General features: G+C 66.9%; 25 protein-coding genes. 20 read left to right on the top strand and 5 right to left on the bottom strand.

Annotated elements, in window-relative coordinates; genetic code table 11:
- Positions 1–108 precede the first annotated feature (108 nt).
- The 5 genes from typA to NOF53_RS12245 all read left to right on the top strand — a co-directional run bounded on the left by typA (position 109) and on the right by NOF53_RS12245 (position 5538).
- Positions 109–2016 carry a translational GTPase TypA gene (gene typA / locus NOF53_RS12265; protein WP_255968548.1) on the top strand — a complete coding sequence of 636 codons (1908 nt, stop codon included), beginning with the start codon at positions 109–111 and terminating at the stop codon, positions 2014–2016.
- Positions 2017–2138: 122 nt separating this feature from the next.
- Positions 2139–3959 (top strand): ABC transporter family substrate-binding protein, encoded by a 1821-nt coding sequence (locus tag NOF53_RS12260; RefSeq protein ID WP_308213810.1) that lies wholly within the window; start codon positions 2139–2141, stop codon positions 3957–3959.
- The gene (gene mshB, locus NOF53_RS12255) at positions 3956–4834 is read left to right on the top strand and encodes an N-acetyl-1-D-myo-inositol-2-amino-2-deoxy-alpha-D-glucopyranoside deacetylase (RefSeq protein WP_255968546.1); all 879 of its coding nucleotides are present in this window, start codon (positions 3956–3958) and stop codon (positions 4832–4834) included. The genes NOF53_RS12260 and mshB overlap by 4 nt, the downstream gene beginning before the upstream one ends.
- Positions 4835–4876: 42 nt before the next feature.
- Complete coding sequence (locus NOF53_RS12250; protein ID WP_255968645.1) at positions 4877–5113, top strand: hypothetical protein; 237 nt, start codon at positions 4877–4879, stop codon at positions 5111–5113.
- Positions 5114–5127: 14 nt separating this feature from the next.
- Complete coding sequence (locus tag NOF53_RS12245) at positions 5128–5538, top strand: hypothetical protein (RefSeq protein WP_255968545.1); 411 nt, start codon at positions 5128–5130, stop codon at positions 5536–5538.
- 13 nt (positions 5539–5551) lie between these two features.
- On the opposite strand, the gene NOF53_RS12240 is transcribed toward NOF53_RS12245, so the two are convergent.
- Positions 5552–5923, bottom strand: coding sequence for a VOC family protein (locus tag NOF53_RS12240; RefSeq protein WP_255968543.1), 372 nt, complete (start codon positions 5921–5923; stop codon positions 5552–5554).
- A gap of 39 nt (positions 5924–5962) precedes the next feature.
- Here NOF53_RS12240 and NOF53_RS12235 point away from each other — a divergent pair, with 39 nt between their 5' ends.
- Positions 5963–6796, top strand: coding sequence for a uroporphyrinogen-III synthase (locus NOF53_RS12235; protein ID WP_255968541.1), 834 nt, complete (start codon positions 5963–5965; stop codon positions 6794–6796).
- A gap of 104 nt (positions 6797–6900) precedes the next feature.
- Here NOF53_RS12235 and NOF53_RS12230 read toward each other — a convergent pair whose 3' ends face one another.
- The 3 genes from NOF53_RS12230 to NOF53_RS12220 are packed head-to-tail and all read right to left on the bottom strand — an operon-like array spanning position 6901 to position 9640.
- Positions 6901–7614, bottom strand: a complete 714-nt coding sequence (locus tag NOF53_RS12230) for a uracil-DNA glycosylase (RefSeq protein WP_255968540.1) — start codon at positions 7612–7614, stop codon at positions 6901–6903.
- A complete protein-coding gene (locus tag NOF53_RS12225; protein WP_255968538.1) occupies positions 7599–9140 on the bottom strand; it encodes a PH domain-containing protein in 1542 nt (513 codons plus the stop codon). The genes NOF53_RS12230 and NOF53_RS12225 overlap by 16 nt, the downstream gene beginning before the upstream one ends.
- Complete coding sequence (locus tag NOF53_RS12220) at positions 9137–9640, bottom strand: PH domain-containing protein (RefSeq protein ID WP_255968536.1); 504 nt, start codon at positions 9638–9640, stop codon at positions 9137–9139. The genes NOF53_RS12225 and NOF53_RS12220 overlap by 4 nt, the downstream gene beginning before the upstream one ends.
- A gap of 83 nt (positions 9641–9723) precedes the next feature.
- Between NOF53_RS12220 and NOF53_RS12215 the strand changes: the two genes are divergently transcribed.
- The 13 genes from NOF53_RS12215 to NOF53_RS12155 all read left to right on the top strand — a co-directional run bounded on the left by NOF53_RS12215 (position 9724) and on the right by NOF53_RS12155 (position 23763).
- Positions 9724–9909, top strand: coding sequence for an Rv3202a family protein (locus NOF53_RS12215; protein ID WP_255968534.1), 186 nt, complete (start codon positions 9724–9726; stop codon positions 9907–9909).
- Between the two features lie 99 nt (positions 9910–10008).
- Entirely contained in the window at positions 10009–12582 is a 2574-nt protein-coding gene (locus NOF53_RS12210; RefSeq protein ID WP_255968631.1) for a bifunctional FO biosynthesis protein CofGH, read from the top strand.
- Entirely contained in the window at positions 12579–13346 is a 768-nt protein-coding gene (locus tag NOF53_RS12205) for a hypothetical protein (protein WP_255968533.1), read from the top strand. The genes NOF53_RS12210 and NOF53_RS12205 overlap by 4 nt, the downstream gene beginning before the upstream one ends.
- A gap of 98 nt (positions 13347–13444) precedes the next feature.
- Entirely contained in the window at positions 13445–13768 is a 324-nt protein-coding gene (fdxA, locus tag NOF53_RS12200) for a ferredoxin (protein WP_255968531.1), read from the top strand.
- Positions 13769–13770: 2 nt separating this feature from the next.
- The gene (dapC, locus tag NOF53_RS12195; RefSeq protein ID WP_255968529.1) at positions 13771–14871 is read left to right on the top strand and encodes a succinyldiaminopimelate transaminase; all 1101 of its coding nucleotides are present in this window, start codon (positions 13771–13773) and stop codon (positions 14869–14871) included.
- Between the two features lie 70 nt (positions 14872–14941).
- Positions 14942–15826 carry a hypothetical protein gene (locus NOF53_RS12190; RefSeq protein WP_255968528.1) on the top strand — a complete coding sequence of 295 codons (885 nt, stop codon included), beginning with the start codon at positions 14942–14944 and terminating at the stop codon, positions 15824–15826.
- A gap of 41 nt (positions 15827–15867) precedes the next feature.
- Positions 15868–16281, top strand: a complete 414-nt coding sequence (locus tag NOF53_RS12185) for a PPOX class F420-dependent oxidoreductase (RefSeq protein ID WP_255968526.1) — start codon at positions 15868–15870, stop codon at positions 16279–16281.
- A gap of 149 nt (positions 16282–16430) precedes the next feature.
- Positions 16431–18071, top strand: a complete 1641-nt coding sequence (gene pruA / locus NOF53_RS12180) for an L-glutamate gamma-semialdehyde dehydrogenase (RefSeq protein ID WP_255968524.1) — start codon at positions 16431–16433, stop codon at positions 18069–18071.
- On the top strand, positions 18068–19045 hold the full coding sequence (locus NOF53_RS12175) for a proline dehydrogenase family protein (RefSeq protein ID WP_255968523.1): 978 nt from the start codon (positions 18068–18070) through the stop codon (positions 19043–19045). Before pruA ends, NOF53_RS12175 begins: the two co-directional genes overlap by 4 nt.
- A 54-nt stretch (positions 19046–19099) precedes the next feature.
- Positions 19100–19759 carry a rhomboid family intramembrane serine protease gene (locus tag NOF53_RS12170; RefSeq protein ID WP_255968521.1) on the top strand — a complete coding sequence of 220 codons (660 nt, stop codon included), beginning with the start codon at positions 19100–19102 and terminating at the stop codon, positions 19757–19759.
- 12 nt (positions 19760–19771) lie between these two features.
- Positions 19772–21172 (top strand): acyl-CoA synthetase, encoded by a 1401-nt coding sequence (locus tag NOF53_RS12165; RefSeq protein WP_255968519.1) that lies wholly within the window; start codon positions 19772–19774, stop codon positions 21170–21172.
- Positions 21173–21224: 52 nt separating this feature from the next.
- Positions 21225–22265: an NADPH-dependent curcumin/dihydrocurcumin reductase gene (curA, locus tag NOF53_RS12160; protein WP_255968517.1), complete on the top strand. Its 1041-nt coding sequence runs from the start codon at positions 21225–21227 to the stop codon at positions 22263–22265.
- A 259-nt stretch (positions 22266–22524) separates the two neighbouring features.
- The gene (locus NOF53_RS12155) at positions 22525–23763 is read left to right on the top strand and encodes a PucR family transcriptional regulator (RefSeq protein ID WP_255968515.1); all 1239 of its coding nucleotides are present in this window, start codon (positions 22525–22527) and stop codon (positions 23761–23763) included.
- A gap of 12 nt (positions 23764–23775) precedes the next feature.
- Here the strand turns inward: NOF53_RS12155 and NOF53_RS12150 are convergent, their stop codons facing one another.
- Positions 23776–24750, bottom strand: a complete 975-nt coding sequence (locus NOF53_RS12150) for an acyl-ACP desaturase (protein WP_255968513.1) — start codon at positions 24748–24750, stop codon at positions 23776–23778.
- A gap of 253 nt (positions 24751–25003) precedes the next feature.
- Here NOF53_RS12150 and NOF53_RS12145 point away from each other — a divergent pair, with 253 nt between their 5' ends.
- A complete protein-coding gene (locus NOF53_RS12145; protein ID WP_255968502.1) occupies positions 25004–26242 on the top strand; it encodes a PucR family transcriptional regulator in 1239 nt (412 codons plus the stop codon).
- Positions 26243–26259 lie beyond the last annotated feature (17 nt).

Below are 26259 nucleotides of genomic sequence, written 5' to 3'. Positions count from 1 at the left end.
ATCGCCTCGACGAGGGATTTTCTGAATCAGGATGACAATGCGGCCGCCAGAATGCCGTGCGAGGGAACTTTCGCGTGGCCGAATCAACTCAGCCAGGAGAGCCATCGCGTGACCATCACCAGCTTCCGTAACGTTGCCATCGTCGCACACGTCGACCACGGCAAGACCACTCTCGTCGACGCCATGCTGCGCCAATCGGGGGCTTTCGAGGAGCGCGCCGAACTGGTCGATCGCGTCATGGACTCCGGCGACCTCGAACGCGAGAAGGGCATCACCATCCTCGCGAAGAACACCGCCGTCCACAAGCATCATGCCGACGGCAGTGTCACGGTCATCAACGTCATCGACACGCCCGGTCACGCCGACTTCGGTGGTGAGGTCGAGCGCGGTCTGTCGATGGTCGACGGTGTCGTCCTGCTCGTCGACGCCTCCGAGGGCCCGCTGCCGCAGACTCGGTTCGTGCTTCGCAAGGCGCTCGCCGCGTCGCTGCCCGTGATCCTCGTGGTCAACAAGACCGACCGCCCCGACGCCCGCATCGAAGAGGTCGTCTCCGAGAGCCACGACCTGCTCCTCGACCTCGCGTCGGATCTCGACGACGAAGCTGCGGAAGCCGCCGAACTCGCGCTCGATCTCCCGGTCCTCTACGCCTCTGGCCGTGAGGGCAAGGCGTCCAAGAGCCAGCCCGAGAACGGTCACGCACCGGACGCCGAGAACCTCGACGCCCTGTTCGAGGTGCTGCTGAACTACGTTCCCGCGCCCAAGGGCAACGTCGACGCTCCGCTGCAGGCTCACGTCACCAACCTCGACGCGTCCGCATTCCTGGGGCGTCTTGCGCTGGTACGCATCCACAACGGCGAGCTGACCAAGGGTCAGACCGTCTCCTGGTGCCGTGAGGTGGACGGCGAGCCCGTCGTCACCAAGGCGAAGATCACCGAACTGCTCGCGACCAAGGGCGTCGAGCGTCAGCCCGCCGAGAAGGCGGTCGCCGGCGACATCGTCGCCGTCGCGGGCTTCCCCGACATCATGATCGGCGACACCCTTGCCGACCTGGAAAACCCGGTTCCGCTGCCGCGAATCACGGTCGACCAGCCCGCCATCTCGGTCACCATCGGCACTAACACCTCGCCGCTCGTCGGCCGCGTCAGTGGACACAAGCTGACCGCCCGCATGGTGAAGTCCCGCCTCGACCAGGAGCTCGTCGGCAACGTTTCGCTCAAAGTCCTCGACATCGGCCGCCCGGACGCCTGGGAGGTTCAGGGCCGTGGTGAGCTCGCGCTCGCCATCCTCGTCGAGCAGATGCGACGCGAAGGCTTCGAGCTGACCGTCGGCAAGCCGCAGGTGGTCACCCGTCAGGTCGACGGCAAGGTGCACGAGCCCTTCGAGGAGCTCACGATCGACAGCCCCGAGGAGTACCTCGGTGCCATCACCCAGCTGCTGGCCAACCGCAAGGGCAAGATGGTCCAGATGGCGAACCACGGTGCAGGCTGGGTTCGGATGGAGTTCATCGTCCCCTCGCGTGGCCTCATCGGTTTCCGTACCGACTTCCTCACCGAGACTCGCGGCACCGGCATCGCCAACGCCGTGTTCCACGGTTACGCACCGTGGGCGGGCGAGATCCGTGCGCGCCACACCGGTTCGCTCGTCTCGGACCGCACCGGCACCGTTACCCCGTTCGCGATGATTCAGCTGGCTGACCGCGGCACCTTCTTCGTCGAGCCGGGTGCCGATACCTACGAGGGCATGGTCGTGGGCATCAACCCGCGCCAGGAGGACCTCGACATCAACGTCACCCGCGAGAAGAAGCTGACCAACATGCGTCAGTCCTCCGCCGACGTGATGGAGACCCTCGCCAAGCCCATCAAGCTCGAACTCGAGGGCGCGATGGAGTTCTGCGCCGGAGACGAGTGCGTCGAGGTCACCCCGGAGGTCGTACGCGTGCGCAAGGTGCACCTGTCGGCCACCGACCGCGCCCGTGAGCGTTCGCGTTCCAAGGCCCGCGACAAGGCGGCCCTGTAGGTCGCGCGTCCGACCACGTAAGACACAACCGGGCGGATGTTCCTTCGGTCGATCGCCGACCGAAGGTACATTCGCTCGAGGGTTTCCGGAGCCTTCCGGTATCTCTGAGGAAAGGCGGCGCGGTGGTTGCTGGGGGTTCGTTCGACAGGGCGTGGGGAGTGCGGCGTCGAAGGCGTGGCAACGGGCTCGTGACCACCGCGGTGTTTCTCGCAGTGTCCACGACGGTCCTCACCTCGTGCACGGCCGATCCGCCGCCTCCTGTGGAGAGCACCGACAGCCCCAAACCCACCGTCTCACCCACGGAGAAACAGCCCGTCGTGGTGGCTATCGACGACGTCGGCAGTGGATTCAATCCGCATCTTCTGTCGGATCAATCGCCGGCGAATTCCGCTGTCAGTGCACTCGTCCTGCCGAGCCCGTTCCGCCCCGTGCCCGACCCCCAGCGTGCGGGCGGCAGCAACTGGGTCCCCGACTCCTCGCTCGTGATCTCCGCCGAGGTGTCTTCGCAGGAACCGTTCACCATCACCTATCAGTTGCGCAACGAAGCCCAATGGTCCGACGGCGCGCCCATCGCCGCGGAGGACTTCCGCTATCTGTGGCAGCAGATGATCAGCGCCCCGGGCGCCGTCGACCCGGCCGGCTATCAACTCATCGAGGACGTGCGGTCGTCGGGCGGTGGCAAGACCGTGAACGTGGTGATGAAGTCCGCGTACCCGGCGTGGCGAGAACTGTTCACCGACCTGCTGCCGTCGCACCTGATCAAGGATTCGCCGGGGGGATTCGCCACCGGTCTGTCCGAGAACATCCCGGTGTCGGGCGCACACTTCCACATCAAGTCCATCGACCGCGGTCGCGACGAGATCCTGCTCGAACGTAACGATCGGTTCTGGGGCAAGCCGGCGACCCCGGACCAGATCCTCATGCGGCGTGACGGAACCCCGTCGCAGCTCGCCGACTCCATGCGCAACAACGACACGCAGATCGTTCAGATTCATGGTGGGACAGCGGCTTCCGCTCAGCTCGCGGCGATTCCGACCGTGCGCACCGGTGCGTCGTTCCAGCCGCGAGGACTGTCGCTGACACTCAACGGTCGGGTGCCAGAACTCGCGGATGTCCGGGTACGCAGAAGTCTGCTGGACTTGCTCGACACAGATCTTCTAGCGGTCGTCGGGGCGGGAAGCGACGCGGCCGCCGTTCCCACGCGCTCGCAGGTGTACGCCCCCTCGGACCCGGGTTACACCGCCACCGCGCCCGCGCGTCCGTCGCGCGAACAGGTCCTGACACAGCTCGCGGAGTACGGATATATCGCCGAAACTGCCACGCCCACCCCTGATCCCGCCGGAACTGTGCCCCAGGCGAGGCTCGTCCGCGGTGGCGTGCCGCTCACGCTCGTCATCGGAACTCCGGAGGGGGACGACACCGCTGGCGCTGTCGCCAACACGGCCGCCGACCAGTTGCGTGGTGCCGGAGTGGACGCGAGCGTGCAATCCGTTCCGGCGGAAGAGTTGTACGGAGAAGCGCTGACGAGCGGCGAGATCGGTGCCGTCGTCGGGTGGTCGCGCGACGGGTCCGATCCCGCAACCGCGCTGGCCTCTCGGCACAGTTGTCCGACCGCCGCAGCGACCGGGGTTCAGACGCACACCGAAGGCGCTGCGCCAGAACGTGATTCCACGGCAGAAGCGGACGCGCCGTCCAATCTGTCCGGCGTGTGCGACCCGTCGCTGCAGCCCGCGATCGACGCCGCGCTGCGCGGTGCGGGCGACGTATCGCAGGCCCTGGCCGACGCGGATCGCCGACTGTGGGATCTTGCCGCCGTGCTGCCGATCATGCAGGACCGTACGTTGGTCGCGGCAGGGCCTGGCGTCGAGGGAGTGTCGCTGTCGGGCGCTGTGCCGGTGGGGATCTTCAGTGACGCAGCCGACTGGAGCAGGATCGAGGAATGACCGACCGGCGACTGCTGCTCGTCCATGCCCATCCCGACGACGAGACGATCACTACCGGTGGCACCATTGCGCGTTACGCCGCCGAGGGTGCCGAGGTGCACGTCCTGACCTGCACGCTGGGTGAGGAAGGCGAGGTGATCGGCGACGACTGGGCCGGGCTCGTTGCCGGCGCGGCCGATCAACTCGGCGGATACCGGATCGGTGAACTGACGTCGGCTCTCTCGATTCTCGGCGCCGGACGGCCGCGATTCCTTCTGGGGGCTGGACACTTTCGGGATTCCGGAATGGCGGGCACCCCGTCGGCGGCCAATCCTCGTGCCTTTGTCAACGCGGACAGAGAGACCGCAATCGCGGCCCTGGTGGCGGTCATTCGGGAGCTGCGACCGCACGTCGTCGTCACCTACGACGAGCACGGCGGCTACGGGCACCCCGACCACATCCAGGCGCATGGCCTCACCGAGGCTGCCGTGGAGGCGGCGGGGACCACAAGTTTCCCGGACGCCGGCGAGCCGTGGTCGGTGTCCAAGCTGTACTGGACGGTCACCGAGGCAAGCGCGCTCGAGTCGGGGATCTGCCGGATCGGCGACCTTCCCGAGGGGTGGCGACTGCCCGAGCCCGGCGAACTACCGAGCGTGCCGGACTCCGACGTGACCACGGTGATCGACGTGCGGGAGGTGTACGACGCCAAACGGGCCGCTCTCGCGGCTCATGCCACGCAGGTGACGGTGGCACCCGGAGGTGCCGAGTACGCGCTCTCCAACGCCATCGCGCAGCCCATCCTCACGGAGGAACACTTCGTGCTGGCCCGTGGTCTGTCAGGGCAGGTCGACGGACGTGGTCGCGAGCGCGACCTCTTCGGCGGCGTCGAACTCTGAACCCGGGTGTGTGCGCCACGACCGCACTCAACTGTGACGGGCATGACGTATTACACTGTGGCGCACGTCACGCAGCGGCTTCGGCCGAGTCCTTGTGACACCCGTCAGGAGAGGCATTCGATGTACAACTGGGATGTTCAGAACGCCATTGTGGCGTTCGTCGACACGCTGAAACCGTCATGGCCCGCCCAGCGCGAGCTGTACTACAGCGTGCTGTACGGATTTGCCGACATGCAGAGTCACTTGCTGACCCTGCTGGGCTACCCGCCGGTAGCCTGATCCACTATTGACACATGGCCGTCGGCACCGCAGCGAAACTTGAACATACGGACGTTCTCGCAAGGGTTACCCTTGCGCTGCTGGTGTTCGACGGCTTTTTGTGCGCCGTCCTCGCCGTTCTCTTTCTGCCGATGTATCTCGGGGCGACACCGTTCCCGGTCAGCATTCTCGTCGCCGGAGCGGTCAACGTGGCCCTGGTGATCGCCGCGCGGTCCGCGACCGGCCGGGTGGGTTCCGCGGCCCTACCGCTCGTCGGGTGGACCGCAGGCTTCCTGCTCTGCATGTTGGGCGGTCCGGGCGGCGACATTCTCCTGCTCGCGTCCGCGTGGACATTGCTGCTCTTTCTCGGCGGGTTGATTTCACCTGCTGCGTATCTGTGGAAGGTCGGGTCGGCGGTTCCGCCGACCTCCCCGGTTTCCGCCTGATCGCATATATCTCTCAGTACGCGACCGGGTGTTGCGGCTGATACACCATCATCTCGCCGGCCCCGGGAACTTTCAGAGCGGTAGTGCGGCCGTATCCTTCGTCGCGAATGTCCCGGGTGAACTCGGCGCCCTTTTCCTCCAGCTCGGCCACCGTCGCCTCGATGTCGTCGCACACGAGCGAAATCTCGTGGTGAGGCTGCGTCGACCACGGCTCCCCGCCGCGGTCGTCCGACGTGGGGTGCACGCCCATCTCGGAGGGTCCGGTGCGGAAGATCAGCCAGCCACCCCCGGCGTCCACGTGGTCCCAGCCCAGCACGTCCCGGAAGAAATCGCGGGCAGCCTCGGCGTCGTCGGCATAGACGAGCGTGTGCACAGCGGTGATCATATCGTCAGCATAAGCCGGAAAGTCCGTCACACTGGGACAATGTCGAACGATGAACTCGCGGGACTGACCATCGCCGTCACCGCCGAACGCCGAGCCGCGGAGTTCGTCACGCTGCTCGAACGGCACGGTGCCACCGTGAAGCACACCCCCGCCATCCATGTGCTGCCGTTGGTGGACGACTCCGATCTGAAAGCACGCACATCCGACATCATCGCGTCGCCGCCGGACCTCGTCGTGATCAGTACGGCCGTCGGCTTCCGGGGGTGGATGGACGCCGCACGGGCCTGGGGCGATGAAGACGGTCTCCTCAGCGCATTGCGTACGGCACGGATCATCACCCGCGGCCCCAAGGCCAAAGGCGCCGTGCGCGGCGCGGGCCTACGGGAAGAATGGTCCCCGGAGACGGAGTCGTCGGAGGAAGTGTCGAATCACCTCATCGCCGAGGGCGTGCGGGGATTACACGTTGCAGTCCAGCTGCACGGGACGATCACGGAATGGGAACCGATCACCGATCTGAGTGTCTCCCTGGCCGAGGCGGGCGCGCAGACCACGGCGGTGTCGGTGTACCGGTGGATCCGCCCAATCGATCAACGACCCCTGCGGGCGCTGCTCGACGGCATCGTCCGTGGGGACGTCGACGCGGTCACCTTCACCAGTGCGCCGGCGGTGTCCTCGCTGCTGAGCACCGCGAAGGATGCAGGCCGTGTCGATGCTCTGGTGCGCGCGTTCAACGGGCCGGTGGCCGCGATCTGCGTCGGCTCGGTGACGGCGTCGCCTCTGACCGTGCTCGGCGTCGACACCCTGCAACCTACCCGCTCGCGACTGGGCAGCATGGCCAAGTTCATCATCGAGGAACTGCCGAACCGGCGGTGACGTTCTTCGCGTGTCGGACGAACGGGACGCCCGTTGCGTCAGATCGAACGGGCGTCCCGTTCGTGCGGTGGCCGGGGGCGGGCGGGGCGGTCGGGAGCGCGCGGCTACCCGAGGAGCCCCGCAGCGCGTCCGGCGTCGGCCAGTACGGCTTCGAGCATGCTGGGGGTCAATCGGCCGGTGAAGGTGTTCTGCTGGCTGACGTGGTAGCACCCGAACAGGTGCAGAGGTTCGGTTCGGCCGGCGAGTTCGACATGGGCGCCGTGCCCGAACTTGGGGCGGGGTTTCGGGACGACCCATCCGGCGTCTGACAGCACGGGCAGCAGCGCCTGCCAGCCGAACCCGCCCAGCACGATCACCGATCGAAGCCGAGGCTGCAGAATCTTCAGTTCGGCATCGAGCCAGCGACGACAGGTCTGCCGTTCGGTGGGAGTGGGTTTGTTGTCGGGCGGCGCGCAGTGCACGGGGGCGGTAACTCTGGTGCCGAACAACTCGAGACCGTCACCGATGTGCGTGGCGGTCGGCTGACTTGCCAGCCCGACGGCATGCAGCGCGGCGTAGAGGAAGTCGCCGCTGCGGTCGCCGGTGAACATGCGTCCCGTCCGGTTGCCGCCGTGTGCGGCGGGAGCGAGTCCGACGATCAGCATCGCGGCGTCGGGTGGTCCGAATCCGGGAACCGGTCGGCCCCAATATGTCTCACCCCGATAGGCGGCGCGCTTCTCGAGGGCAACCTTCTCTCGCCACTCCACCAGACGGGGGCAGGCCCGGCAGTCGACGAGTTCGGCCTCGAGACGCGCGATGTCGTTCAGCGGCGCGCCCACACGTCACCTCCACCGGGAGTGACGGACTCGATGAGAGTCCAGGCCTGATCGGCAGGCAGGTCGATCACGAGGTATTTCCCGGTGCCCGCCGGCGTGGCGGCGATGACGGTGGCCACCCCCGACCGGCGTTGGAAGAACGTCTGGCGGACGGTCCACCCGATGATGCCGTTCGCTTCGAGGCTGTCGCGGGCCCGGTCGAGGGAGCCGCTGCGGGTGATCAGCCAACCGGGAAGAACCGCGTGGCCGAGCCCGCGGTACCGGTCCCACGCGAGGGCGGCGGCGCCGATCGTGAACACACCGATCCCCACCCAGACGGGCCAGAACACCGGCCGGCCCAGGCTCACGAGCAAAAGCGCGGCGAGGAGCGCGACACCCGCCGGCGCCAGCGCCCGCGTGAAGCGCCGTCGTCGCGCGGCAGCCCCGTGCGGTTGGAGGGCCACCGCGGCTTGACGACTGTCTCCGATCACCGTGGCCATCACCCGTTCGGCTTCTCGGCGCGGCGCCTGGGGGAGCAGGAGAGAAGACTCGTGCTTCTCGGCGCTCACGCCGGTCATGACGGCATCGAGCCGGGCGCCGCCGGCCAGCCGGAGAAGCAACGGCTCCTTCAAGGTCGTGCCGCGCAACCTCGCACGGTCGAGAGTCGTCTGCCGCGTCTTCAGGAGGCCGTGGCTGACGTGCAGCGTCCGCCCGTTGTCGGTGAGGGTCAGGTTGCCGTACGCGAGGAGATAGCGGACGCACGCCAGCGCACTGGCAGCGATCAGGAGTAGGACGATTCCGACGACCACGACGAGCGCGACACCGAGCCGTTCGGCCGACTCGATACCTTCGGTCACCGTCGACGACCGAGCGATCTCCCGGGCGAGTCCGTACTGGAACGCAACGCCGACGATCGCGCCGATGGTCACCACCCCGGTTATCGAGAACGGGGCGTATCGAACCCAGGTGGGCTTCCAGTGGCCGATCTCGCGGACAGGGGACTCGGTCGCGCTCGCGTCGGGTCCTGGCACTGTTTCGGGTGTGCGGGTGAGCAGAGCGGCGCGCAGATCCGGCACGAGGGCGGCGGAGAGCGCATTGAGTTCGAACGTCGCCGCGTCCGGTTTGGACCCGACCTGCTGTCCTGTGCCGATCCGGACGATCGACAACCCGAGGAGGCGATGCAGGACGCCCGCTTCGACATCCACCGACCGGATGCGGTTTCGTGGAATGGACAGAAGCCGTTTGCGGAAAAGTCCCTGTCTCAGTTGCACGTGAACGGGGCCGATGCGGTAGCTCGTGGTGAACCAGCGCGACAGACCGAGAGCCACGAACGCGACCACCGCGATCAGGCCCCACACGTGATTGCCGCTCTGGCTGCCCACCACCAGCGACAGCAACAGGACCGGGAGCAGCTTCACGATCTCGCTCACCGGGTGCACCAGCAGCATCCGTCGATCCAGGCGGAGCCACGGTTGTTCCGCCTCGGCAGCGACCGCGGCCTCACCGTGCGCGAGGGGAGGCGCGACTCCGGGCCGCGGGGCTGCGGTCACGTGGCGTCACCGAGGTTGGTGCCGGCGATCTCGGTGAGCTGGGCTACGGTGCGATCGGCGATGTCCTGATCGAGGGCGGTGATCTTGACCGCACCGGCCGACGAGGCCGTGGTGACGGTGACAGTGGCGAGTCCGAGCATGCGGTCGATGGGACCGCGTTCGGTGTCGACCGTCTGTACCCGGGAGATGGGTGCGATGCGTCGTTCCTGTGTGAACCATCCGGTGCGCGTGTACACGGCGGTGTCGCTGATCTCCCAGCGATGCACGCGATAACGCCAGAACGGAACGACGGTGACGTGCAGCAGTGCAAGGGCGAGAGTGATTGCCAAAACGGCGATCTGGGCCCACGCCGGCCACCAGCTGCCGACGAAGGCGCCCACCGCCTGGAGGGCGAAGACTGGTAGCCACAGGAGTGCGGCGTTGATTGCCCACAACTGCCTGGCTCGGGGACTGGGTCGCCACAGCGGGTCGGCCATGGTGACGGTGGCGGGCGCACTCATGCCCCTACTTTGGCCGTGTACCGGCATTCTGTCGAGAACCGACCTATCGTGGGAGGTCCCCCCGAAGTGAAAGGAGCGCAGACATGACGTCATTCGATGCGGCCAACTCTCCGGAGGTACCCGAAGCCGACCGTCTGGAGCAGGATCTGGCCGTCGACGACGAGCCCACCGACCAGGTCGAGGAGTTGTCGTCTTTGGAAGTGAACGAGGCCGACGCCGCAGAGCAGAGTCGAGTCGTCCCGGACGACGAAGACTATCCGCGCGAATAGCCGTACCCGCCGCTCGGGGAGTCTGGGTGGCACGCGCGCTCGTGCGTGGCGCATGATCGCTGGGTGACCCATTCAGGTGAAGAAACCGGCCGGCCCACCATGCTCCCCATGCCGGGTGTTCCAGCGGCGACCCCGACTGGCGCATCGGTGCAGGAAGTGGCACCTTCCGCATCCGCTATGCGACGCGTGTTGCGCCGCGCCCGCGACGGCGCGACGTTGAACGTCGACGAGGCGACGATCCTGCTGCAGGCCCGGGGCGAAAGTCTCGTTGATCTGTGTTCGTCGGCGGCGAAGGTCCGTGATGCGGGGCTGCTGGCGGCCGGGAGGCCGGGAGCGGTCACCTATTCACGCAAGGTGTTCATTCCCTTGACGCGGTTGTGCCGCGACAAGTGCCACTACTGCACGTTCGTGACCGTGCCGGGCAAGCTGCGGGCCGAGGGGCGCGGTGCGTACCTCGAGCCGGACGAGGTGCTCGAGATTGCCCGGCAGGGTGCCGAATTGGGGTGCAAGGAAGCCCTGTTCACGTTGGGTGACCGTCCGGAGGATCGGTGGCCCGAGGCCAAGCAGTGGCTCGATGAGCGTGGTTACGACTCGACGCTCGATTACCTGCGGGCCATGTCGATCCGGGTGCTCGAGGAGACCGGGCTGCTGCCACACCTAAACCCGGGGGTGATGAACTGGGAAGAAATTTCCCGCCTCAAGCCGGTGGCGCCCTCGATGGGCATGATGCTCGAGACCACGGCCACCCGATTGTTCACCGACAAGGGGGAGTGCCACTACGGCAGCCCGGACAAGGATCCGGCGGTGCGGCTGCGGACGCTCACCGACGCGGGCCGACTGAACGTGCCGTTCACGACGGGCATTCTGGTGGGCATCGGTGAGACCGTGCGGGAGCGGGCGGAATCGATCATGGCGATCCGCAAGTCGCACAAGGCGTTCGGTCATATTCAGGAAGTGATCGTCCAGAACTTCCTGGCCAAACCCGATACCGCGATGCGCGATGCCCCGGACGCGGGCCTCGAGGAGTTCCTGGCGTCGATCGCGGTGTCCCGGTTGCTGTTGGGCCCGGGGATGCGGATTCAGTCGCCGCCCAACCTGGTGTCGAACACCGAATGCGCCGCGCTGCTGGGTGCGGGTGTCGACGACTGGGGTGGAGTGTCGCCGCTGACCCCGGACCACGTGAACCCGGAGCGTCCGTGGCCGAACCTGGACACCCTGGCCGCGATCACGGCGGAGGCCGGGTTCGAGCTCACCGAGCGCACGGCGGCGCAGCCGCAGTTCGTGCTGGCCGGCTCGCCGTGGATCGATCCGCGGATTCTCGGGCACGTACAGGCGCTCGCCGACCCGCAGACCGGGCTGGCGAGGCGCGATACGACGCCCGTGGGCCTGCCCTGGCAGGAGCCGGACGAGTCGTGGGAGTCGACCGGCCGGGTAGACCTGAACACCGGGATCGATACGGACGGGCGTAACACGCAGACCCGCAGCGACCTCGGTAGCGCATTCGGGGACTGGGAGACCGTCCGCGAGCAGGTGCTGGAGTTGAGCGGCCCGGTGCGGGTGGACACCGACGTCCTGGCCGCGCTGCGCAGCGCGGAACGGGATCCGGCCGGGTGCACGGACGACGAGTACCTGGCCCTGGCCACGGCCGAGGGTCCGGGACTCGAGGCGATGGTGGCGTTGGCCGACGCGCTCCGCAAGGAGGCCGTCGGTGACGAGGTCACCTACGTGGTCAACCGGAACATCAATTTCACCAACATCTGCTACACCGGCTGCCGGTTCTGTGCGTTCGCGCAGCGCAAGGGGGACGCGGACGCGTTCACCCTGTCGACGTCGGAGGTGGCGGACCGGGCCTGGGAGGCGCACGTCGCCGGGGCCACCGAGGTCTGCATGCAGGGTGGCATCGACCCCGAACTTCCGGTCACCGGATATGCGGACCTGGTGCGCGCGGTGAAGGCGCGGGTGCCGTCGATGCACGTGCACGCGTTCAGTCCTATGGAGATCGTCAACGGTGCTGCCAAGGGTGGTCAGAGTATCCGTGACTGGCTCACCGACTTGCGGGAGGCCGGCCTCGACACCATCCCGGGCACCGCCGCCGAGATCCTCGACGACGAGGTCCGCTGGGTGCTCACCAAGGGCAAGTTGCCCACGGCCACCTGGGTCGAGGTGGTGACCACTGCGCACGAGGTGGGGCTGCGGTCCAGTTCGACGATGATGTACGGCCACGTCGACAACCCCAAGCATTGGGTGGGGCATCTGCGGGTGCTGCGCGGGATCCAGGATCGGACCGGTGGTTTCACCGAGTTCGTGCCGCTGCCGTTCGTGCACCAGAGCGCGCCGCTGTATCTGGCGGGTGCGTCGCGTCCGGGCCCGACCAACCGAGACAATCGCGCGGTCCACGCCCTGGCCCGGATCATGTTGCACGGCCGTATCCCGAACATTCAGACAAGTTGGGTGAAACTCGGTGTCACGGGTACTCAGGTGATGTTGCAGGGCGGCGCCAACGACCTCGGCGGCACCCTGATGGAGGAAACCATCTCCCGGATGGCCGGGTCCGAGCACGGCTCCGAGAAGACCGTCGAGGAACTGCGGGCCATCGCCGAGGGAATCGGCCGCCCGGCACGCGAACGCACCACCACACATGCACGACGCGAAGGAAGGTCACCGGCAGCATGAGCGATACGGATCGACTTGGAGACGACAAGGTCGTCGGAATACTGGATCGGGCCGCACGAGGCATCAACCCCGTGCTCGATCTGGCAATGACGGACCCGTTCGGAATCAAGGGCCGGACGTTCGTGCCGACACAGGAGGAGCGGAGCGCCGCGGAAGCCGTGCTCGACGGCATCGCCTGGGTGCTGGACACGATCCAATTCCCGGGAACTGCGTCGTGGGAGAAGGCGAACGACGAGGAACGCGCACGGTGGTGGGTGACGCGCATCGGGGCGCTCAATACCATCGCCGTCGCATTCCCCGGCATGTTCGGCGTCCTCCTGAACCGGCTGCCCATCCGAGATCTGCTCGGGTTCGCGAACCAGGCGCTCGTACTGGTCGCCGTTGCACGGGAGCACGGCGTCACCGAGCGCGCCGAGCAGGTGGATCTGCTGGCGTCGGTGCTGTGCCGGCGCGAGATCGATGCCCGCACTGTGTCTGCCGACGGAGACGAGTCCGGCCCGGTCGTAACCGAGTCGTCGTGGCGCCCGTTCGCACTGATCGGCGTGTTGTGGCGCACGGCCCGCACGCTGCGCGCACTCACCACTGAACTCGATCAACGGCCGGGGCCGGGCCGCACCTCCTCCCTGCTCGGCAACGTGCCGGTGATCGGTGTGGTGGCCGCGTATCTCGGTGAACGGGGCGCGCTGGCGAGGGCGGCACAGCAGGGCGAGCAGTGGATAGGCTCGCGTGCGGCGCTCACCCCGGGGCTACGCCGAGTCAGGTAACCCTCAGCGAAAAGTGGGAGCCCGGGCAGGGGATAATAGGGTCTCCTGCGGGTCTTCCGCAGCTCGTTGGTGGCATCAGAAAGGCAGGGAGAGCGGCAGTGCCCTACACGATTGCTGAACCGTGCGTCGATGTGTTGGACAAGGCATGCATCGAGGAGTGCCCTGTCGACTGCATCTACGAGGGTGGGCGGATGCTCTACATCCATCCCGACGAGTGTGTCGACTGCGGCGCCTGCGAACCCGTCTGCCCGGTGGAAGCCATCTTCTACGAAGACGACGTCCCGGATCAGTGGAACGGCTACATCGCCGCCAATGTCGATTTCTTCGACGAACTCGGATCTCCCGGCGGTGCCGCGAAGTTGGGCAAGGTCGACTACGACCCGCCGTTCATCAAGGCTCTGCCGCCCATGGGCGAGGACTAGATGTGCCGCGTATCTCGGTAGCGAAAGCGCTCCCCGACTTTCCCTGGGACTCCCTCGAGTCGGCCAAGGCGAAAGCACTCATGCATCCGGGCGGCATCGTCAACCTGTCGGTGGGCACACCCGTCGATCCTGTTGCGCAGATCATCCAGGAGGCGCTCGCCGCCGTCGCAGCCGTTCCCGGATATCCGACGACGCACGGCACGCAGGAGTTGCGTGTCGCGGCCGCGGAGTCGCTCGAACGCCGGTACGGGATTGCCGGGATCGATCCGGTCTCGGTGCTCCCCGCCATCGGCACCAAGGAACTGATCGCCTGGTTGCCGCGCCTCCTCGGGCTCGGATCCGAAGACTTGGTGGTCATCCCGGAACTTGCGTATCCCACGTATGAGGTGGGGGCACTGCTCGCGGGTGCCCGGGTGATCCGCGCCGATGGTCTCAACAGGCTGGGGCCGGAGGCTGCATCCCTCATCTTCGTCAATTCGCCGTCCAACCCCACAGGCAAGGTGCTGGGTCTCGAGCATCTGCGCAAGGTGGTCGATTGGGCGCGGCGGCGCGGCGCCGTCGTCGTCTCCGACGAGTGCTACCTGGGATTGACCTGGGAGGGTGAAGCCCTGTCGATCCTCGACGAGCGGGTGAACGACGGCGATCTCACCGGTTTGCTCGCCGTGCACTCGCTGTCGAAGACATCCAATCTCGCGAGTTACCGGGCCGGATTCGTCACCGGCGATCCCGTGTTGGTAGCCGAACTTCTCGAAGTGCGCAAGCACGCAGGGATGATGGTGCCACTGCCGATCCAGTCGGCAATGACTGCGGCGCTGTCCGACGACGAGCACGAGAACGAGCAGCGCGAACGCTACCGTCGTCGCCGCGACGTCCTCCTCGCGGCGGTGCGGGGTGCTGGGTTCGCCGTCGACGATTCCGAGGCCGGGCTCTACATCTGGGCCACCCGTGGTGAGTCGTGCCGCGACACCGTCGAGTGGTTCGCCGATCGCGGCGTTCTCGTCGCCCCTGGGGAGTTCTACGGTCCCCGCGGTGGCACGCATGTCCGGATCGCGCTGACGGCCAGTGACGAGCGGATCCAGGCGGCGGCCGACCGGTTGCGCTGAGGCGGCGGCCGAGGCGGCGTGAGCGCGTCGTGCCGGACGGGCGGTGGTGTGCGGTGACAGGATTGTGTACGTGAACCTCGACGAAGTCGCCGACGAGCTGTACGGCCTCGACCCCGGTGAGTTCGTCGAGGCGCGCACCGCCCGGGTGGAAGCAGCGCGTGAGGCCGAGGATCGTGCGCTGGCGACTGCGATCGGGAAGCTGCGGAAGCCGACGACGGTGGGGTGGCTCGTCAATGTGCTCTCCCGCGCGTTGCCGGATGAGGTGGGGGCGCTCCTCCAGTTGGGGGAGGCGCTCCGGGACGCTCAGCGACATCTGTCGGGGCCGGACCTTCGGAAGCTCTCCGCCCAACGGCAGCAGGCGGTGAGCGCCCTGGTACGCCGGGCAGGGGACATCGCGGCCGAGCGGGGGCGGCAGGTCGGTGAAGACGCGTTACGCGAGGTAGGGCAGACGCTCACCGCTGCGCTGGCCGATTCCGACACGGCAGATCAGGTCCGGCGCGGCCGGATGGTGACCGCCGCGAGTTACAGCGGTTTCGGCCCGGCCGGACTGAGTGTCGTCTCGGGAAAGGCGCCGAAGACGACCGAGAAGTCGGTCACCACTTCGAAGGCGAGGTCGACATCTCAGGCGGACGCCGAGTCGGAGGCGAGCAGACGCGACGCCGAGCGAGCGACCGCGAAGGCGGAACTCGCGGAGGCCACCGCGCAGGCGGAGGAAATCCGCAGCGCGCTGGGCGATGCCCGGTCGGAACTCGAACAGGCGCGCTCGACGCTGGCCACCATCGACCACCGGATCGAGGAATTGCGCGCGGAGCTCGAACATGCGGAACAGGAAAGGCAATTCACCCGGAACGCCGAGAAAGCGTCGGCGGACACCGCGGCCCGGTCGGAACGTGAACTCGACCGGGCCGAACAGCGGGTGGACGAAGCACGGCAGGCTGTCGAGGACCTTCGGTGAGCACTTGACCTCCAGCACGGTTCAGGTTCTAGCGTGAGGACATGCCGTTCACAGACGACGAACTCGCTTACCTGTCCACCCAGCGCCTCGGACGTCTCGCGACGGTCCAGCCCGACGGGACCTTGCAGGTCAGCCCCGTCGGTTTTTCCTACAACCCCACGACATCGACGATCGACATCCAGGGTTACCGCATGGCGGCGAGCCGGAAGTTCCGCAACGTCGCCGATAACGGGCGGGTCGCCTTCGTAGTCGACGACGTCCCTTCCGTCGACCCGTGGCGGGTGCGGTGTGTCGAGATCCGGGGGCGGGCGGAGGCCATCGATGCGGATTCTGCGGAAGGGCAGGGTCTCGGCGGACCGACGATCCGTATCCATCCGCGTCGCATCATCAGCTTCGGTCTCGGCGCCACCGACCAGGACGTGCATCAGATGGTCTCGAACGCCCGCGACGTGTAGTCGCCGCCAAAACCGGGTGACTACACCGCTCCGGCGCTAACCTGGGCACAGGGTTCCACGCGGTCGGGTGTCCCATCCGAACGAAGTTCCCGATCGCAGTTCGTTCCCGGTCACAGTTCCTCACGATCTGAGGGCAGGAGGCAGGCAGCATGGACGCCATCACCCAGGTTCCGGTACCCGCCAACGAGCCGGTCCACTCGTACGCGCCGGGCAGTCCCGAACGCACAAGGATCAAAGCCGCACTAGCCGACATCGCGACCGATCCCGTCGACATCCCGCACGTGATCGGCGGGGAGCACCGGCACGGCGCCGGTGACTCTGTCGACGTCGTGCAACCACATCGGCACTCCGCGGTGCTCGGTACTCTGCGCAACGCCACCCACGACGACGCCTCAGCGGCCATCGAGGCGGCCACAGCGGCAGCGCCCGAATGGCGGGCGCTGTCCTTCGACGACCGGGCAGCAGTCCTCCTGCGCGCCGCCGACCTGCTGTCGGGGCCGTGGCGGGAGAGGCTGGCCGCGGCCACGATGCTGGGTCAGTCCAAGTCGGTGCAGCAAGCGGAAATCGACGCACCGTGTGAACTGATCGATTTCTGGCGCTTCAACGTGCATTTCGCCCGGCAGATCCTTGCCGATCAACCGATCTCGTCACCCGGCGTGTGGAACCGACTCGAATACCGGCCGCTCGAGGGCTTCGTGTACGCCATCACCCCGTTCAACTTCAGTGCCATCGCGGGCAATCTGCCCACCGCCCCGGCGCTGATGGGCAACACGGTGGTGTGGAAACCGTCGTCGACGCAGACAGTCGCGGCGTACTGGACCATCAGATTGCTCGAGGCCGCGGGAATGCCACCGGGCGTCATCAATCTGGTGACCGGCAGCGGGCAGGCGGTGTCGGAGGTGGCGCTGAGCGATTCCCGTCTCGCCGGGATCCACTTCACGGGGTCGACCCGGACGTTCCAGCACCTGTGGCGGCAAATCGGGGAGAACATCGGCAACTATGCCGGATATCCGCGTGTGGTGGGCGAGACCGGGGGCAAGGACTTCGTGGTCGCCCACACCTCGGCGGACGAGGACGTGCTGCGTACCGCGTTGATCCGGGGCGCGTTCGAATATCAGGGACAGAAGTGCTCGGCGGCGTCGCGCGCCTACGTTCCGAAGTCGTTGTGGCGGAGGATGCGCGACACGTTCACCGCGGAAGTCGACGCGCTCACCTACGGTGACGTGACGGATCTCGCGAACTTCGGTGGCGCTCTCATCGACCGCCGAGCGTACGACAAAAACGTCGCGGCCATCGAACGCGCCCGCAGCACCAGCGGCGTCGAGATCGCGGTGGGCGGCAAGTACGACGACAGCGTCGGTTATTTCGTCCGCCCCACAGTGCTGCTCGCCGACGACCCGCTGGACGAGGCGATGACCACCGAGTATTTCGGCCCGCTCCTCACAGTGCACGTCTATGACGATTCGGCGCCCGGCGCATTCGCCGACATCCTCGGCGCCGTGGACTCGGCTGCCCCGTACGCGCTGACCGGGGCAGTGATCGCCGACGACCGCCGGGCGGTGGAAGCCGCCACCTCGGCGCTGCGGTTTACCGCCGGGAACTTCTACGTCAACGACAAACCGACCGGAGCGGTGGTCGGGCAGCAACCTTTCGGTGGCGCCCGGGCCTCGGGCACCAACGACAAGGCGGGGTCCAAGCTGAACCTTCTGCGGTGGGTGTCGGCGCGCACGATCAAAGAGACGTTCTCGCCCGCCACCGACTACCGCTACCCCCACATGGGGTCGGAATGAAAGCGCCCGCGTCGCTGGCAAATCCGCTTCGGCCGGCGATCCTCGCGGCCTCGCGATCATCCCGGGTGCAGCGGGCCGTCACGGGCGCGCCGGTCACGCGCAAGCTCGTCGATCGATTCATCGCCGGCGACGACCGAGACTCCGTTCTGCGGACCGTCCGCGACCTCCTCGACTCGGGCCGCTCCGTCTCCATCGATTTCCTCGGCGAGGACACCCGTGACGAGGAGGGAGCACGGGCAACGGTCGACGAATATCTGCAACTCGTCGCCGACCTCGGCGCGCTACCCGAGGCGGCGCCCGGCGGGTCGGGCGTGCGCCGGCTCGAGGTGTCGATGAAGTTGTCGGCGCTCGGGCAGGCACTCCCGGACGGTGGGAATACGGTGGCCACGAACAGCGCCCGCACCATTTGCGCCGCCGCGGAGGTCGCCGGTGTCTGGGTGACTGTGGACGCCGAAGACCACACCACCACCGATTCGACACTCGCGATCGTGCGCGAACTGCGGCGGGACTACCCCTGGCTGGGGACCGTGCTGCAGTCGTACCTTCGGCGCACCGAGCAGGACTGTCGCGAACTGGCGGGTCACGGCTCCCGGGTTCGTCTCTGCAAGGGCGCATATCAGGAACCGGAGTCGGTGGCGTTCAAAGACCGTGCCGCGGTGGACGCGTCGTATCTGCGGTGCCTCGAGATCCTGATCGACGGATCGGGATACCCGATGGTGGCCTCGCACGATCCATCGGTCATCGCGGCGGTGGGGCCTCTGGTTGCGAAAACCAGGCGCACATTCGGGGACTACGAGCACCAGATGTTGTTCGGCATCCGGGACCTCGAGCAACGCCGGCTCGCAGACGAGGGCAAGCAGGTCCGGGTGTACGTACCGTATGGAACTCAGTGGTACGCCTATTTCATGCGCCGGCTCGCCGAGCGTCCCTCGAACCTGCGATTCTTCCTTCGGTCGGTGGTGAGCAGGGACTGACACACGCTCTGCCACAGAGTCCGGGCCGGGACTGCGCCGTTGTAGAGTTTCGCGGTGACCACTTCTGTCGAAGGATGGACCGGTGCGGTCCTCTTCGCAGTGGTCCTCGTGCTGTCGACGCTGCTCGGCCAGGCGCTCGTCGGGCACCGACTGCCGGCTCACCCACCCCGGACCGCGGTAGTGCTGTGGTCGGTGATTGCAGTCCCGTCGCTGCTGCAGTTCGTGTTTCCGGCGATTCTCGATGCGCTCGATCGCGCTCCGGACCGGATCAGGGACGATCAGTGGTGGCGCATTGTCACCTCCGTTGCCGTACAGGACGGCGGGCTCGCAGGAACGCTGGTGAATTTGGCGGTTCTCGCGTGGGTGGCGCCGTTGGCAGTGAACGTGTGGGGAAGTGCTCGCGCGGTTCTGCTGTTCGTGGCCGGCCAGATCATCTTCGGGTTGTTCACCGCATTCCTCTTTCCCTCGTCCGGGGCGGGGAACTCGGGAGCCACGCTGACACTTGCGGCGTCCATCGCCGGGCTGGTGGTCATGCAGTCGAAGGAATGGCGGTCCCGCGCGGCAAGTGCCGGGGTGGTGCTGGCGGGCGTTCTGCTCGTCGCGGTAGGCGACGCTCACGGACTCGCGGTGCTCACCGGAACATTGCTGGGCGCCGCCCTGGCGACCGTCAGTCCGCCGGTAGGAGACCCGGCCAGTGCGGCCCGGACCCTGTGAGAAGCTGTCAGTGTGCTTCTGCGATCCCTGAATCCTGTGGCCGTCGCCCGCGGCGACGACATCCCCGACGCCGTCCGGATCGGCGACTCCACGCTCTCGCGCAGCGACGTGCTGGGAGCCGCGACCTCCGTGGCGGAACGCGTCTCGCGTGCCGACCGGGTCGCGATCCTCGCCACCCCTACCGTGACTACTGTGCTTGCCGTGGTGGGCTGCCTCATCGCGGGCGTCACCGCCGTACCCGTTCCGCCCGATTCGGGCCCCGCCGAACTCGAACACATCCTGCGTGACTCGGGTGCCCAGGCGTGGCTCGGCGAGACCCCGCAGGACGCCGCAGGGCTGCCCGTCATCCCGGTCCGGGTCCATGCCCGCTCCTGGCACAGTTACCCCGAGCCGCCCGACGCGGCCACCGCACTGATCCTCTACACGTCCGGGACGACGGGACCGCCGAAGGGTGTACTCCTCAGCCGGAAAGCGATTGCTGCCGGACTCGACGCGCTCGCCGAGGCGTGGCAGTGGACCGGCGCCGACACCGTGGTGCACGGACTTCCGCTTTTCCACGTCCACGGGCTCATTCTCGGGATGCTGGGACCGCTGCGATTCGGCAGCCCGCTCGTGCACACTGTCAAACCCAACCCGAAGGCGTATGCCGCCGCACGCGGAACGATGTACTTCGGCGTTCCGACCGTCTGGAGTCGTATTGCCGATGACCCTGAGTCGGCCCGCGCGCTGTCGGGTGCGCGGTTGCTGGTGTCGGGCAGTGCGCCCCTCCCGGTGCCCGTGTTCGACAAGATCCACGAGCTGACCGGGCTCGCTCCGATCGAGCGCTATGGCATGAGCGAGACGATGCTGACCCTCAGTACCCGGGCGGATGGAGAGCGGCGGCCCGGCTGGGTGGGAGTTCCCGTCCGCGGCGTCGAGACCCGCCTGCGCGACGAACGCGGCGGCGAGGTTCCTCACGACGGAGTGTCGATCGGCGGATTGCAGGTGCGGGGTCCGATGCTGTTCGACGGATATCTCGGGTGTCCGAAGGCGACCGCGGAATCGTGGACCGAGGACGGCTGGTTCAAGACCGGCGATGTCGCAGTCATCGACTCGGCGGGGTTCCATCGCATCGTCGGACGCGAATCCACGGATCTCATCAAGTCGGGTGGTTTCCGGATCGGGGCGGGTGAGGTCGAGACGTCGCTGCTCAGTCACCCGGGTGTGCGGGAAGCGGCAGTGGTCGGCCTTCCCGACCCCGACCTCGGCCAGCGACTCGTGGCCTTCGTGGTGGGGGACAACGTCTCGGAGAGCGAGCTGATCGACCACGTGGCAGCCGAGCTTTCGGTGCACAAGCGACCTCGCGAGATCAGGGTGGTCGGCTCCCTACCCCGCAACGCCATGGGAAAGGTTCAGAAGAAGCAACTCTTCTGACGTCGGTAGGGTGGCGTCCGGAACCGGATCACTACGGATGGGCAGGCGCACAGTGAGTGTCGACAGCATTGTTCAGAGCACCCGGATCGTCCTGGCCTCCCGCCCGGACGGCACGCCCACGACGGACAATTTCCGTCTCGAGGTAGTGAGTCTGCCCGACCTCGCCGACGGGCAGGTGCTCATCCGTGTCATCTACCTGTCGCTCGACCCGTACATGCGGGGACGGATGAGCACCGCCGAATCGTATGCGGATCCGGTCGAGATCGACGAGGTGATGGTGGGCGGCACCGTCGGCCAGGTGATCGAATCGCGCCACCCGAAGCTCGCTACCGGTGACTACGTTCTCGCCTACGCCGGGTGGCAGTCACATGCGGTGGTCGACGGTCGTCATCTCCGCAAGCTCGACCCGGCCGCGGCGCCGCTCTCGACCGCGGTCGGTGTTCTCGGGATGCCCGGATTCACTGCCTATTCCGGATTGCTGAAGATCGGTCAGCCGAAACCAGGGGAGACCGTCGTCGTCGCGGCGGCGAGCGGGCCTGTCGGTTCCGCGGTCGGCCAGATCGCGAAATTGAAGGGCGCCCGGGCGGTCGGTATCGCGGGCGGTCCCGAGAAATGTGCCTATCTGTCGGAGGAACTGGGTTTCGACGCCGCCGTCGATCATCGGTCCCCGGATTTCGCCCGACAACTCCGCGCTGCAGTGCCGGACGGGATCGACGTCTACTTCGAGAACGTCGGCGGCGCCGTCGCCGCGGCGGTGCTCCCGCTCCTCAATCTCTATGCTCGCGTTCCCGTGTGCGGTTTGATCGCCCAGTACAACGACACGGCGACTCCCGAGGGTCCGGATCGGTTGCCCGGCTTCTTCACTCGAGTATTGGTGAAGAGTCTCACGATTCGCGGATTCATCCAGAGCGAGTTCGTCCCCGACATGTTCGCCGACTTCCAGCGGGATGTCGCGGGCTGGATTGGGGAGGGACGTTTCGCATACCGCGAGGACTTCGTCGACGGAATCGAGAACGCCCCGGCAGCGTTCATCGGACTTCTCGGCGGAAAAAACTTCGGCAAGCTGGTGGTCCGGGTCGCCGAGGAGACCTGAGGACCAGCCCGGCTGTGCCGGTTCACACCGCGAGGGTTTTCGGGCGTCGCAGAACAGTGCACGGTTGTCTGCCGCCCGGAGCGTCTTCGCCGGGTGCAACGTCTGCACCCGACAGACTGGCGATTCGGAAATCGCCGTATTCTTCCTGCACAGAGCGTCGTCGTGATAAAACAGTTATAGAAGCGAACCCTCGTTATGTGCGCGTGATGTCGATGGTGCGAGAGTTCGGTGTCATCCACATATTGGAGTGATGAGATCTATGACAGATCACAGTTCGGGGGCGGGTTTGCAGATTCTCGTCGATGGTAGGCCGGCGTCTGCCCCGCTACGCGACACGCTCGCGGTCGCCCGAAAACTGGTACGGCATTTCGCCGACAACGTGACTCCCTGCGGATCGCTGCCCGGTGAGCAGCTCCAGAGCGACGTGACCGATTTCACCGTCGTGTGCTTGCGACTGGGCATTCAGATGCTCGACGGAGGAACTTCGCCCACCGACGACGACCTCGCGGAAGTGCGGAACGCCTCGGCTCGGTGGGCCCGCGAGGGCTTTCCCTTGACGCTGGTTCTGCGCATCCTGCACGAGGGCATCACCAAGGCCGGCGACCTCGCGGCGGCCAATGCCCGCGAGGAGGATCTGCCCGGCCTGCTGGTCATCCAGAAGGTGATGTTCTCGCTTCTCGAGTGCGTGACGGTCGCGGCCACTACCAGCTACGTGAACGAGCTCGAAGCCGTCAACAGTGAACGCGACGGCGCCGCCGTCAACCTTGTCACCGCACTGCTCAGCGGTAGGAAGGCGGCGTCGGCTGCCCGACATGCGGGGGTGGAGCCGGCCGAGAACTACGTTGTCATGGGCCTTGCGGTGCCGCCGCACCCCGCCGAGGCAGTCGCTCACCGGCGCAAGGCCGTGGTCGCGCGGCAGAAGTTGCGACGTCTGCAGATCGAACTGGCCGAGGCCTCCGGCGGGGCGGCCCTGTGTTCCCTCAGTCCCGACGGCGGCACGATACTGCTCCCCGGCTCGCCCGAACGGGCATGGATCGTGTCGCTGCTCGACCGCGTCGGGGCGGCCGCGGAAGTACCACTGACCGCGACGGTGAGTCGGGTGCGCACGGCAGACATCCCGACGGCGGCGGAGCAGGTACACGAACTTCTCGACCTCGCGCATCAGCTGGCATTGGCTCCAGGTCTCTACGAGATGAATGATCTGGCACTCGAATATCAGCTCACCCGTCCCGGCCCGGGCCGTACCCACCTCGCACGTCTTCTCGATCCGTTGCAGAACTCACCGGAGCTGATCGAAACTCTCGAAGTGCACATCGGCCACGACCTGAACCGGCAGCGCACGGCGAAGAAGATGCACCTGCACACCAACACGGTCGACTATCGGTTGAAACGAATAGCGCAGCTCACCGGGTGCGACCCGACGCGACCTTCCGGATTGCGTCAGATCCAGGCCGCGCTCGTGGCCCGGAAACTCGAGGTGGCCCAACGCGAACGCTGACTGCCGGGTTCCTCAGCCCGCGAGTTCGGTGGTCCGGGTGAAGGCGCGGTCCCTCGACTCGTCGAATCGTCGTGCCTGCGCCTCCATGTCCGTGAGGTAGCGGCTGATGCAGTCGCGGACCTGCTCGCCTGCGCTGCCGAAGTCGTTGCGGTCGAAAAGGTTCCACGCCTCGAGTGTGGGCCGCAGCACCTCGTCGAGGTGCCGCCGGAGGTCGTAGATTCCGTGCCGCGCCATCAGCGTCGCGGCGTGCCGGAAGCCCGGGAGGGTCACCCCGGGCATCTGGAAGTTCATCACCACGTCGGCCACCGCGCGGACGGCCTGGTCCGGCGCCAAGTCGAGTGCTGCCGCAACCAGATTCCGGTAGAAGATCATGTGCAGGTTCTTCTCGTCCCCGATTCTGGTGAGGATCCTGTCGGCGAGTGGGTCGCCACACACCGCTCCGGCATTTCGGTGCGACACCCCGGTGGCGAGCGACTGCACCGTGACCGACGCGAGCGAATGAAGCAGGCTGGCACCTTCGAGCGCGCAGGCAATCCCGACGGTCATGTTCTGCATCCGGGCGCGTTCGAGGGCCACGGAATCTACTCCACGGCGCTCCACCAGGTAGTCGCGCAGGACGACGCCGTGCCGGTGGGTCTCGGCAGTCCAGGTCCGCACCCATGTTGCCCAGGCGCTGTCCCTCGAGACGCTGTCGGTCAGCTGCTGCAGGCCCGACGGCAGATTGTCTCCCGTGAGCAGGGTGACGATCATCGCCGCCTCCCCGACGTCGTCGAGTTTGCGCCGTTCCGTGAATATCCTCCTAGGAGCAGGGGTTCCGCAGTCTCGGGGAAAGTAGTCGTGCGGGTGCCACACGTCGACGGCCTCGCGGTGGCGTCGCAGGTTCTCCTCCGCGGTCGGCCGCAGTTCACGGAGCAACTGGCGTTGCGGGAGCAGCGTGGGCCGGGGCCCGTGCGGGCTCGACATCGTCACGGTGGAAGTAGCGGCCATGGGAATCCCTCGGGTCGACAACTGGGGCGGGCTGACTCGAGGACCGTAGGTCGCGCACTCGAAGGCTTGCCAGTCTTCGCTGGCGTTCTTGGTGGAGATCGCAGCGGCGCCGGTGTCCGATTGTCGGGCATCACAAGGGAATGGCGGCCATCTGCGAGTAGTGGGTGCGTGAACCTCTCGTGTGCAGTAACCTTCGGCGACTCATGTCGGTGCGGGGGGTTGTCAGCCGCCATAGTGCGAGAGGGGAAACGCTGTGGCCGATAATAATTCGGAGACCGGCTTGGGGATCATGATGGCCGGCCAACCGGCGTCGGAGCCGCTACGCAATTTTCGGTCGCTGGCGCGTCATCTGGTCTCCCGATTCGCCACCGAGATCGCGTCACCGGGAACGGCGCCGGGTAAGCAGTCCGAGAACGACGTCACCGAGGTAACGGTTCATTGCCTGCAGCTCGGTATACAGATGTTCGACACCAGGAGTGCACCCGCAGACGGAGACCTGGATCCGCTGCGCACGATCGCGGCCCAATGGGCGCGTGAGGGTGTACCACTGAAGTCGGTTCTTCACGTCTACCACGAGGGAATCCGCCGGGGGTGGGACTTGGTCGTCTCCAAGGCTCGCGCGGAGGATCTGGATGACGTCGTCGCGGGTTCCCTCCTCCTGCTCGCACTGGTAGAGAGTGTGACGGTCGCTGCCACCTCCAGTTACATGGCGGAGGTCGAGGCATTGACCAGCGAACGGAACTCGGCGGCGCAGGCGATGGTCACGGCGCTCCTGAGTGGGCGTAATCCGGTATCGCTGGCCAGACAGTCCGGTATCGGACTGGTGGAGAACTATGTCGTGATCGGGTTGTCGGTGCCGCCGTATCGTGCGGATACGAACCCGAAGCTGCCCGAGGCCGTCGGGATTCGACGGCGGACCCGACGTGTGCAAGCCGCCATCTCGGACGCCTGCGGTGGTGCGCCGCTCGCCCTCCTCAGCGAAGAGGGCGGAACAATCCTCCTCCCGGGCACACCGACACCGGCGGAACTGCAGAACCTCATACGCCGGCTCGGTGAAGCATCGGAGGCGGACGTGACGGCGGCCGTCGCCCCCGCACGCATCGACCGCATTCCCAGCGCGGCTGACGAAGTGCACGAACTGCTCGACCTCGTGCATCAGCTGTCCCGGCCGCAGGGGCTGTATCGAATGGAAGACCTTGCCCTCGAGTTTCAGCTCACCCGGCACGGGCCGGGGCGAACGCATCTCGCGAGTCTGCTCGAACCGCTCGACGGTTCACCGGAACTCGTCGAGACACTCGAGGTCCACATCGGTCACGATCTGAACCGCCAACGGACCGCGAAGAAGATGCACGTCCACGCGAACACCGTCGACTACCGACTCAAGCGGGTTGCCCAGCTCACCGGTTTCGATCCCACCCGGCCGTCCGGATTACGACAGATCCAAGCGGCACTCATTGCCCGGCGCCTCGAGCAGGCCCATCCGCGTCAGTAGCGCAGGGTCCGCCGACA

Source organism: Rhodococcus tibetensis (assembly GCF_024438035.1).
Lineage (GTDB): Bacteria > Actinomycetota > Actinomycetes > Mycobacteriales > Mycobacteriaceae > Rhodococcus_F > Rhodococcus_F tibetensis.
This window is presented reverse-complemented; position numbering and strand designations above follow the sequence as displayed.

Excerpts from the sequence above, each read along its gene's own strand:
- mshB (WP_255968546.1), top strand. The coding sequence starts at position 3,956 with ATGACCGACCGGCGACTGCTGCTCGTCCATGCCCATCCCGACGACGAG.
- NOF53_RS12250 (WP_255968645.1), top strand. The coding sequence starts at position 4,877 with ATGACGTATTACACTGTGGCGCACGTCACGCAGCGGCTTCGGCCGAGT.
- NOF53_RS12245 (WP_255968545.1), top strand. The coding sequence starts at position 5,128 with ATGGCCGTCGGCACCGCAGCGAAACTTGAACATACGGACGTTCTCGCA.
- NOF53_RS12240 (WP_255968543.1), bottom strand. The coding sequence starts at position 5,923 with ATGATCACCGCTGTGCACACGCTCGTCTATGCCGACGACGCCGAGGCT.
- NOF53_RS12235 (WP_255968541.1), top strand. The coding sequence starts at position 5,963 with ATGTCGAACGATGAACTCGCGGGACTGACCATCGCCGTCACCGCCGAA.
- NOF53_RS12220 (WP_255968536.1), bottom strand. The coding sequence starts at position 9,640 with ATGAGTGCGCCCGCCACCGTCACCATGGCCGACCCGCTGTGGCGACCC.
- NOF53_RS12215 (WP_255968534.1), top strand. The coding sequence starts at position 9,724 with ATGACGTCATTCGATGCGGCCAACTCTCCGGAGGTACCCGAAGCCGAC.
- NOF53_RS12210 (WP_255968631.1), top strand. The coding sequence starts at position 10,009 with ATGCTCCCCATGCCGGGTGTTCCAGCGGCGACCCCGACTGGCGCATCG.
- NOF53_RS12205 (WP_255968533.1), top strand. The coding sequence starts at position 12,579 with ATGAGCGATACGGATCGACTTGGAGACGACAAGGTCGTCGGAATACTG.
- NOF53_RS12185 (WP_255968526.1), top strand. The coding sequence starts at position 15,868 with ATGCCGTTCACAGACGACGAACTCGCTTACCTGTCCACCCAGCGCCTC.
- pruA (WP_255968524.1), top strand. The coding sequence starts at position 16,431 with ATGGACGCCATCACCCAGGTTCCGGTACCCGCCAACGAGCCGGTCCAC.
- NOF53_RS12175 (WP_255968523.1), top strand. The coding sequence starts at position 18,068 with ATGAAAGCGCCCGCGTCGCTGGCAAATCCGCTTCGGCCGGCGATCCTC.
- NOF53_RS12155 (WP_255968515.1), top strand. The coding sequence starts at position 22,525 with ATGACAGATCACAGTTCGGGGGCGGGTTTGCAGATTCTCGTCGATGGT.
- NOF53_RS12150 (WP_255968513.1), bottom strand. The coding sequence starts at position 24,750 with ATGGCCGCTACTTCCACCGTGACGATGTCGAGCCCGCACGGGCCCCGG.